At 42.1% G+C, this 8,413-nt stretch carries 9 protein-coding genes; all 9 read right to left on the bottom strand.

Annotated elements, in window-relative coordinates:
* Positions 1-658: 658 nt before the first annotated feature.
* The 9 genes from MC7420_RS39345 to MC7420_RS07495 all read right to left on the bottom strand — a co-directional run bounded on the left by MC7420_RS39345 (position 659) and on the right by MC7420_RS07495 (position 8,226).
* Complete coding sequence (locus MC7420_RS39345) at positions 659-862, bottom strand: hypothetical protein (RefSeq protein ID WP_157453079.1); 204 nt, start codon at positions 860-862, stop codon at positions 659-661.
* A 30-nt stretch (positions 863-892) separates the two neighbouring features.
* Positions 893-1,348, bottom strand: coding sequence for a hypothetical protein (locus MC7420_RS07530; protein WP_157453078.1), 456 nt, complete (start codon positions 1,346-1,348; stop codon positions 893-895).
* Between the two features lie 119 nt (positions 1,349-1,467).
* Positions 1,468-2,691 carry a tetratricopeptide repeat protein gene (locus tag MC7420_RS07525; RefSeq protein WP_006099447.1) on the bottom strand — a complete coding sequence of 408 codons (1,224 nt, stop codon included), beginning with the start codon at positions 2,689-2,691 and terminating at the stop codon, positions 1,468-1,470.
* Between the two features lie 201 nt (positions 2,692-2,892).
* Positions 2,893-3,702, bottom strand: a complete 810-nt coding sequence (locus MC7420_RS07520; protein ID WP_044205588.1) for a DUF4435 domain-containing protein — start codon at positions 3,700-3,702, stop codon at positions 2,893-2,895.
* 41 nt (positions 3,703-3,743) lie between these two features.
* The gene (locus MC7420_RS07515) at positions 3,744-4,835 is read right to left on the bottom strand and encodes an AAA family ATPase (protein WP_006099253.1); all 1,092 of its coding nucleotides are present in this window, start codon (positions 4,833-4,835) and stop codon (positions 3,744-3,746) included.
* Positions 4,836-4,853: 18 nt separating this feature from the next.
* Positions 4,854-6,170 (bottom strand): exonuclease subunit SbcD, encoded by a 1,317-nt coding sequence (sbcD, locus tag MC7420_RS07510; RefSeq protein ID WP_006099356.1) that lies wholly within the window; start codon positions 6,168-6,170, stop codon positions 4,854-4,856.
* Between the two features lie 321 nt (positions 6,171-6,491).
* Positions 6,492-6,833 carry a phage holin family protein gene (locus tag MC7420_RS07505; protein ID WP_006099175.1) on the bottom strand — a complete coding sequence of 114 codons (342 nt, stop codon included), beginning with the start codon at positions 6,831-6,833 and terminating at the stop codon, positions 6,492-6,494.
* 30 nt (positions 6,834-6,863) lie between these two features.
* A complete protein-coding gene (locus tag MC7420_RS07500; RefSeq protein WP_006099468.1) occupies positions 6,864-7,646 on the bottom strand; it encodes an RNA polymerase sigma factor SigF in 783 nt (260 codons plus the stop codon).
* Between the two features lie 376 nt (positions 7,647-8,022).
* Entirely contained in the window at positions 8,023-8,226 is a 204-nt protein-coding gene (locus MC7420_RS07495) for a hypothetical protein (RefSeq protein ID WP_006099154.1), read from the bottom strand.
* Positions 8,227-8,413 lie beyond the last annotated feature (187 nt).

Below are 8,413 nucleotides of genomic sequence, written 5' to 3'. Positions count from 1 at the left end.
CCCCTCTCCCCAGGGTGGGAGAGGGGCTGGGGGGGTTGTGGCTTAAGTTGACCCATAAGACCGACGCGACGTGCGCCCTATCACCGACTTAATCGGCTGGTGTTAATACTTTCTGTGACAAAATGTCATTTAACGGATTTACAAAAGAAAAGTCTTGGTGAAAAGGGTTTCTCTTACTAGCTTTAACAGGCATATCTTGGCGGCAGCTGGAACAAAACCAACAAATGCGCTTGTCACGAACGTGAGCGAGTAAGTGAGATGAACAACAAGGACAAGTATTCATAGTTATTTCTCCACCCGACGTCAATCAGCTTACTTATTAAATGTAAAAATTTTGAGGAAGAATCGGAAAAAAAATTAATTTAATGCTTACCTGTCAAAAGACAGATGTCACCCTCAAATTAATTGTGTATGATAGTAAGTTTAGATAACAAAAAATTAATCATATTTTAGGTTACATCTTATCATTGATTGTTCAGAACCCATGAACCATTAACACAAAACCCCACGTTTTTGAAAGGTGGGGTCGAAATAATTTACACTTCTTAAAGTCAATAACTTAGATTTATATCACATCAGGTTAACTCATCAAACTCAAAAAGGTGGAAACACTGATTCTCAAGGGATTGCATCGGTGTGCAATCAAATGGATTCGATATTACTCAGTTGTGATTAAAATCCGTTGCGATAACAACGGATCTAGAGTCTTGGTAACAGGCGAAGCTGGAGACGGATTAGTTGTCGCGGCATTAGTAGCCGGAACAACAGCTATCTCCTGACTATCGTGATTACCAAACCAATGATTTGGAGTATGGCGAATACGAGGCAGAAGTTGAGCAGAATAACAAGGATAGTTGTTCATAATCAATCAATGCACCCAACACCTAACACCTTACATCACTTCTACTCGACCGTCATCTTGCAGATAAACAGCGCGAACCCCTGGAGAACGACCACTGGGCAATACTTCAATGCGTAAGACTCTGGCTTCAGGTTTGCGGATATTCACGTTTAAGGGTAATCCTTGGGTATCCCACAGCACCGCCGAGAAATTTGGGTTAGTATTACCTCCTCGGACAAAGGAGAGAACCTGTCCTGGACTCACAGGTAAAGGGTCTGTAACATCGACCTGTTGAAGTTTGATCACGCTAGAGGTTAAATTGGCTACCTCAACGGTAATCCGTTGACCTGGTACAAATTTGACGGATTGTTCTCTGCAACTGCTGGCAGCCACGCAGGTTTCCGCTTGTGCTGGATGAATATCAGCCGTTGATGATATTGCCAGAGTCGTGGTGGCTAGAAGCACCAACGGGAATTGCTTCATGATTTGTCCTTTGTTATTCGTCATTTGTCATTTGTCATTCGTTATTTGTTAAGGCGTAGGGTGGGCAAAATTTATAACGTTTAAAACCCTGATCGTATTTTTTTCTCATTTTTGCCCACCACAGAATAACTTTTTATTGATTATCATTGCGGCAAAATCTCAGGAAAACGCCAACTATTCCGTATCGATTCAAAATCAGCATCAGTTTTCGCTTGTTCGCGTAAATTGGGATTAACAGCAATTGCCTGTTTTAAACTGTCAATCGCCAGCTCAACATAACCTTGTAACGCTCGACAACAGGCTCTATTATACCAAGTATCAGCCAAGTTCGGTTCAAGTTGCAGGGCGTGGTCGTAGGCAGTAATCGCCTCTGTATACTGTTGCGAGTGATAAAAAGCGTTACCTAGAGAATTCCAAGCCCGCTCAAAGTCAGGGTTAAGTTGAATGAGTTTCTGGTAGGATGCAATTGCCTCTTTAAATCGGTGTAACTCTGTCAAGCATAGCCCTCGATTATACCAGGCTTGATAGACATTAGGATTAAGCTTAATGGCTTTATCGTAAGCCGCGATCGCGGCGTCATATTGTCGGTTTTCCAAAAGTTTATTTCCTTGGTCAAACCACTGTAAATCTGCGGCATTTGGGGTTTGATTTCCCTTTTGCTTAATCAGCCAGACAAAGCCGAGAAAACAGACAATTAATGCCAACTTCGTCGCGGGTTGCCTAAACAGGACACTCCCTAACTGAATCGCTTCGGGAGGAATCTTGAGAAGTAAAGCAATTCGATAAATGAACAGAAAAAGCCCTTGACTGGCTGCTGGTACAAACCATAACACGCCAAAAATAAACCAAAAGCTATATCGACCTAATTTGTTGAATCGTTGCTGTAGCGATTGCGGTAACCAAGGGCGGAGAATTCCATACCCATCCAGAGGGGGAATAGGCAGTAAATTGATGACAACGGCAAAAATTTGGAGGAAAATAAGAAAGGCTAAACTTTGCCCCAACCAACCCTCACTCGATACCGTAACCAAACCCAACCAAAACGGAATCGCCAACGCCACCGTCACCACGACATTGGCAAAAGGACCAGCCGCCGAGACTGCACTATCCCATCTGCGATCGCGTAATTTACTATGGTCAATATAAACCGCCCCACCGGGAAGGGCAATTCCCCCCATCACCAAGAAAATCATCGGCATTAGCAGACTCAAACCTGGGTCAGTATAGTTGAGGGGATTAAGCGTCAAATAGCCTTTATCCTTAACCGAGGTATCGCCACCGAAGTAGGCGACAACCGCATGACCAAACTCGTGCAGGCACAAGGATACCATCCAGCCGCAAAAAACAAACAATCCCGCCAACCACATTACCGCTTACTCCCAAGAGAAAGGAATATCTCTAGTTTGGCAAATTTTGCACGATTGTGTGATATCCCTGACTATTCCCTGTTCCCTCGCCTCACCCCAATACTTATTCATCAACCTTATACTCATTGTTGAAAATTGTGGCGGTGAGAGAGTGTAATCGCCTTTTTTCATTTCATTCACACTCACCCAAAATTGCTAAGTTTAATTTCCCGGCGACAAAACCTGATAAGGTTTATTATTGATTTCCCACTGCTGAATTAATTGATAGAGTTGAGTGCTGTGGAAATAAGAATCCTCGTAAGCGAGTCGTAATTCTCTCTCCAGAGTATCGGGTTTAACCTCGTTGGTATTCCATGACCCCCACACTTTGCTCAATCCTATCGATAAGATACAAATAATATCGTGACCACAACAGAGTTGCCAAGAATCAGGGGCAGTTTTTTCTAAGGTTTCTATACTTTTTTGAATATCTTGCTCTTTCAGTCCTGATTTTCGCGAATTATCTTTAACAGTCTTAATCAGTTGACCCGTATCAATTACTAAGGTGGATTTGTCAATAAATTTACTAAAACTTAAGCCTTCAAACTTCAGAGATATATTTGCTTTCCATGAAACCCATCGTAAATATCCAATCCTTGTCCCCCTTTCCAGCAGCGTTAAACGGATATCTTGACCAAACTTATTTATCTTGTACTCTGAACCACGCTCGGAAAGTAATTTGTCTAAAGCTAGTGATTTAATCAGCATCATTTCCAGATCATGCTCATCAGTTAAGAGCAAGTTTGAGCTAGAAGGTAAACTTCCTTCTAGTCTGCAAAAGTCTGCATCTACAATGGCGAGAACACCCGCAAAATTATCTTGTTCAAGAATCCTTATGGCAGAAACAGCATTCTCTTTACCACTAGCGATAGAAAATTCACACTTTCTATCATCTATAAAACGTTCATACACGAGCTTATCACTGCGTCCCTCCACGATTAAAAAAGAACCTTTGTGACTACTACGCCGCATCCGAATTTGATTCGCAATCCGATCCGGGGTAATAAATTATCTCATTCCCCTGGTCCTTTTAACTCAACCGTTAAATCCCAGCGATCGTGGATGATGTCGGGCGAATGAGTCGCAATTAAAACATCAATATTAGACAGTTTAGTTATTTCTTGTAAATCTTTAAGGAATTGTACCTGCCACTCGACATGTAACGACAATTCTGGTTCATCAATGAGAATTAAGGAATTCGGTTCAACTTTAAATAACAACTCATAAAGAAGGACAAGTTCGTGTTGTTCTCCAGAAGACAGTTTTGTCGGATGCAATAATTTACCACCGTCAGTTGCAAAATTAAACCCCCCATTTTTATTGATTTTCATGTGTTTATAATTGAATTTATTATTAATAATTCTTGTAAGTAAATCGATTTTTCTTGCTATGTCATCGAACAAGCTGAGTTTTTTTTCTGCATCTTCAATATAAACCGCTAAAATTTTCTTAGTACTTTCGTCTATATCTTCTTGAAGTTTAATGTCTTGATTATTATCTTGAATTAAGAGTCCATAATCAATTAATTCAGAACGTCTTTTTTCTAGATTATTAAGCTTATTTTTTAAGCTTTCATCATCTAATTTAGGCATTGCTTGTTGTTGCACAACTCTTGCCGGAAATGTTCTATCAAGTGACTGAGACAAGGTTCCGTATTCAGTTATTTTGGCTTGAATATTTTTGGCTAATTCTTGGGCATAGTTTGAAACAGTCTGTAACATTGACTGACGATTATAGTGTTGCGTTCGGTTATTAGCTGTTGAGTATAACAGCCTAGTATCCTCTATCAAGCGAACATTAATTTTGGAATATATTGAGCTTATTTGATCTAAAAACAACTCATGTCCTTCTGGAGAATCTTCAATTTTTCTTCCATCTACTTTAAGCGTTTCGTTATTATCAAAGCTTAGTGTTAACTGACCAAAATTAATACTAGGAGTTTCATAACATACTGAACTACATATTTCATAGATTAATTTGAGTAATTTAGTTTTTCCAACACCATTTTTGCCATAAATTATAGTAATTCGGTCTTCCAGATTAAGAGGAATAACATGATTAAACACACCGAATAAATCAGTGACTGAAATTTGATTAATTCTCATAAGTATTTCCCCGAAACGCTAAAGTAAACGTAATTGATTCTTTTGATTCCCTTTTCCCACCTGACTCGCTTCCTGTTTATCGTCTCCAGACTCCTCTACCTCTAACCAACTATCCCCTTGTCCATCTAACAAATATTGAGCCGCTTCTAACATATCGGCGGCAATATCTTTTAAATTATCCTGACTGTCTAAATACGTCTTCAGCGCATCCATGGGATTCATGCTGCTACCCACACCCAATTCTGGCAAACGCGGACGGGCTAATTGACTGGCTAATTCGGGGCGAATCGTATAACTGTGGGCTTCACTCAAGGCTTGGTGAATTTTACTATTATCAATTAAATCTAACTGATCAGAACGAACTTTATAAATCAACCGAACCACAGCATCATCAATCGTTTTTTTCTTAATCGCTTTAAGTAATGCCGCTTCTGGATCAGCTTCCTCAGCCAGATTCACGTTAATCGTGCAGAATGGACGCACAGGTAAGGGACAAAACTGCCACTCAACCTTACCTTTATCTAACTCAATTAACACATAACCCTTGTCTTCCTTTTCCTCACTAAAATCAACCCGTTCAATACTACCCGGATAAATCACTGGTGGGTTATTGGATGGATTCAGATTTTGATGGCGGTGGACATGACCTAATGCTACATAATCAAAACACGATCGCGCCATCAGCGACAAGGGAATAGTAAAGCCTTTACCCACGGCTAAAAAACGCTCTGCCCCAAAACTAGCCCGATCTGCCATTAAATGGGCTAAGAGTATGGTTGGCGCTTGGGAATCCAGTCGCCGAATTTCTCCTTCTAAAATCGGTTCAAGGCGTTGAATTAATAACTCATTCACCTCGCCTAAGGCTAATCCTTCGGTTTCTGGGCGCGTCAGTAAACTGGAACGGGTTAACCAAGGTAAGGTAATCACTTGGACTAAACCATTCCGGGTTTGAATTGGATGCGTCGCCAGCGTATCACCAACAATAAATCCTGGCACACCTAGGGTACGATAAATACATAAACTTGCCCCCCCATTACCTTGGGAATGTTGGTCATGATTCCCCACTAGCAATACCGTGGGAATTTCTGCATCCACTAAGCGGCGAAATTGCGTAGCAAAGGCTTCTTGCACATAAGGAGGGGGTGTGGCGTCAGGAAAAGCATCGCCGCCAAATAAGACTAAATCCACGGGTTCAGTAATGGCGCGATCAATACATTGAGATAAGGTATTGACAAAATCTTCCAGTCGTGTATTTAACCCCGTTTCTGGGTTAGTTCGCCCGTGGGAGAAACCACTTCCCAGATGGATATCTGACAGGTGAAGAATTTTAATCATTAGTGGGAACCATTTTGACGTTCTAGGGGGCCAGTTTATCTAGTTTCGTCTCCCTATCAGAGAGAACATTAATACAAAACCCGTCCTGTCTCAATGTAGGGACGGATTGATATATTTTCGTTTCCCTATTGATGATAACGTTAATTCCAAACCCTGATCGACTGTAGGGGCGGGTTTCACGATTAACATTTTTTTGTCACCCCGATGTCACTAAACCCGCCCCATCCAATGGCAAGTTTCACAACTAACATTTTTTGTTACCCCGATGTCACTCAATCCGCCCCGACCAAGGACTAATGACTAATGACTAATGACTAATGACTAATCCGCAAATTGGTTAAGAATACTTGCAACGACAGACAACACAATTGAACCAATCAAGGCGTCAAGAGGTCCACTAATCGTAAACGTGGCACCTGTTAGGTAGGCGACTAAGGACAAGGATATCGCATTAACCACTAACAGAAATAGCCCCAACGTCACAATCGTCAAGGGTAGAGTCAGCATGATCAGAATTGGTCTGACAATAGCATTGACAATCCCTAAGATAACCGCCGCGATCGCAGCCGTGGGAAAACCCGCGATCGCAATACCCGGTACGAGATAGGCAGTAATGATTAATGCCAATGCCGTAAACAGCCAAGTTAAGAGAAAATGTTTCATCGGTTTTGTTGAATATCACACATCCGAATTCTAACTGGCAAGACGTTCTGGTGTTTGCGGCTGTAGTAAGGACACCAATTCATTAATCCCCCGTTGTAGGTGTCGCGTTACCGTCATCGGACTCACGCCAATGTGTTTAGCGGCTTCTTTACGGGGGAGATCCCGGAAAAAGACGAACTCAATCGCCGCTTGAGTTTTGGTTTCCAGTTGCGCGATCGCACCTTGTAACTGCTGTCGGTCTTCTTCCCAGTGCTGCAAGGTTTGGTCATAACTATCCGGTAGCATATCACCCAACGTGACCGGATGATCGACATTATGACCCACTGTCAAATCTAAACTCAGAGGCAAGCGATTTTTCGAGGCTAATTTGCTCTCCTGCCATTCTTGCATAGAAATATTCAGCGCTTGGGCAATTTCCGCCTCTTTGGGTGGACGTCCCAACGTGGCGGTTAACCGTTTACTGACGCGCTGTCCTTCCTGCTGAAGTTCTTGCCAACGGCGAGGAATCTTGACAATATTTCCTTTATCTCTAAGAAAATGTAGCATCTCGCCGCGAATAAACGGCACTGCAAAGGAACTAAAGGCATACCCTTGATCCGGCTTGAACCGTTCAATCGCCCGAATCAAACCCAGATAGCCAAGTTGTACCAAATCGTCATAAGGTTCGCTACATTGCTGGCTGACTCGATAGGCAATTTTCTTCACCAATCCACTATTTAACCGGACAAGCTGATTACGTAACTCAATTGACGGATTTTGGGAGTACGCCATCAACAATTCCATTCCGCGAACATTAATTGATTGAGTTGTCATGATGAATAAACCAACACCTGTGCTACGGTGTCCTCTAACAGGGCTTGATATTTAATCAGTAATCTTGACCCTATTGTCGAAAGAGACAAACAATTCAACCATCGTTGTTTTACGGAAATTTAAAGGAGGGGTGGTGGGCGTCTCCGCAAAAATACGTAAACTGCTGGCGCTGAGAGTGGGGACTCCCGCGAACACGTTGACCCTTCGACTTCGCTCAGGGTCAACACCGAGCGTGTTACCGAGCGAAGCCGAGGTAAGCCGAGGTGCTGATTGTTATTCCGAGATAAGCTGTCATACATTTAAATTGGGTATTAGTAGCGAGCAAGATGCAAAGCCTGCGGCATGGCTTCGCTAAACGCACTACAAGGATTTGTTTCTAGATGGAAAGTTTCCAATAAAATATACCGCCCTCATGTTCAACAACGTTAGGTAAAAAGAGTTTGGCGAAGGCTAAAGCCACTTCAATATTAGCGACTCCACCCAGATAATCCCAGAGGAAAAAATCATCACCATTGGCTTGTTTCCACTGCTGGAAATCGCTCATCTTATCGGTATTTAAGGATAGGCGTTGGGTTTCCATAATTTCTAAGGTATCTCGTCGGCTGTGATGAGAGTGCTTGGTGGTATACCAACTGTCCAGTCAATGGGTTTAAACACGGATACAGCATTGTATCAAAAGACTAAGTATAAAAGATCCAAGCAGAAAATTCAGGAACTATTCGACAAAGAGATGAAGCGATTTGAACTTAGAGTTAGTTCGTAGTAAG

Origin of the sequence: Coleofasciculus chthonoplastes PCC 7420, assembly GCF_000155555.1 — a bacterium.
GTDB classification, from domain to species: Bacteria; Cyanobacteriota; Cyanobacteriia; order Cyanobacteriales; family Coleofasciculaceae; genus Coleofasciculus; species Coleofasciculus chthonoplastes_A.
This window is presented reverse-complemented; position numbering and strand designations above follow the sequence as displayed.

Bases quoted from the DNA above. Each gene is read 5' to 3' on its own strand.
- MC7420_RS39345 (WP_157453079.1), bottom strand. From the start codon at position 862: ATGAACAACTATCCTTGTTATTCTGCTCAACTTCTGCCTCGTATTCGC.
- MC7420_RS07530 (WP_157453078.1), bottom strand. From the start codon at position 1,348: ATGACGAATAACAAAGGACAAATCATGAAGCAATTCCCGTTGGTGCTT.
- MC7420_RS07525 (WP_006099447.1), bottom strand. From the start codon at position 2,691: ATGTGGTTGGCGGGATTGTTTGTTTTTTGCGGCTGGATGGTATCCTTG.
- MC7420_RS07520 (WP_044205588.1), bottom strand. From the start codon at position 3,702: ATGCGGCGTAGTAGTCACAAAGGTTCTTTTTTAATCGTGGAGGGACGC.
- MC7420_RS07515 (WP_006099253.1), bottom strand. From the start codon at position 4,835: ATGAGAATTAATCAAATTTCAGTCACTGATTTATTCGGTGTGTTTAAT.
- sbcD (WP_006099356.1), bottom strand. From the start codon at position 6,170: ATGATTAAAATTCTTCACCTGTCAGATATCCATCTGGGAAGTGGTTTC.
- MC7420_RS07505 (WP_006099175.1), bottom strand. From the start codon at position 6,833: ATGAAACATTTTCTCTTAACTTGGCTGTTTACGGCATTGGCATTAATC.
- MC7420_RS07500 (WP_006099468.1), bottom strand. From the start codon at position 7,646: ATGACAACTCAATCAATTAATGTTCGCGGAATGGAATTGTTGATGGCG.
- MC7420_RS07495 (WP_006099154.1), bottom strand. From the start codon at position 8,226: ATGGAAACCCAACGCCTATCCTTAAATACCGATAAGATGAGCGATTTC.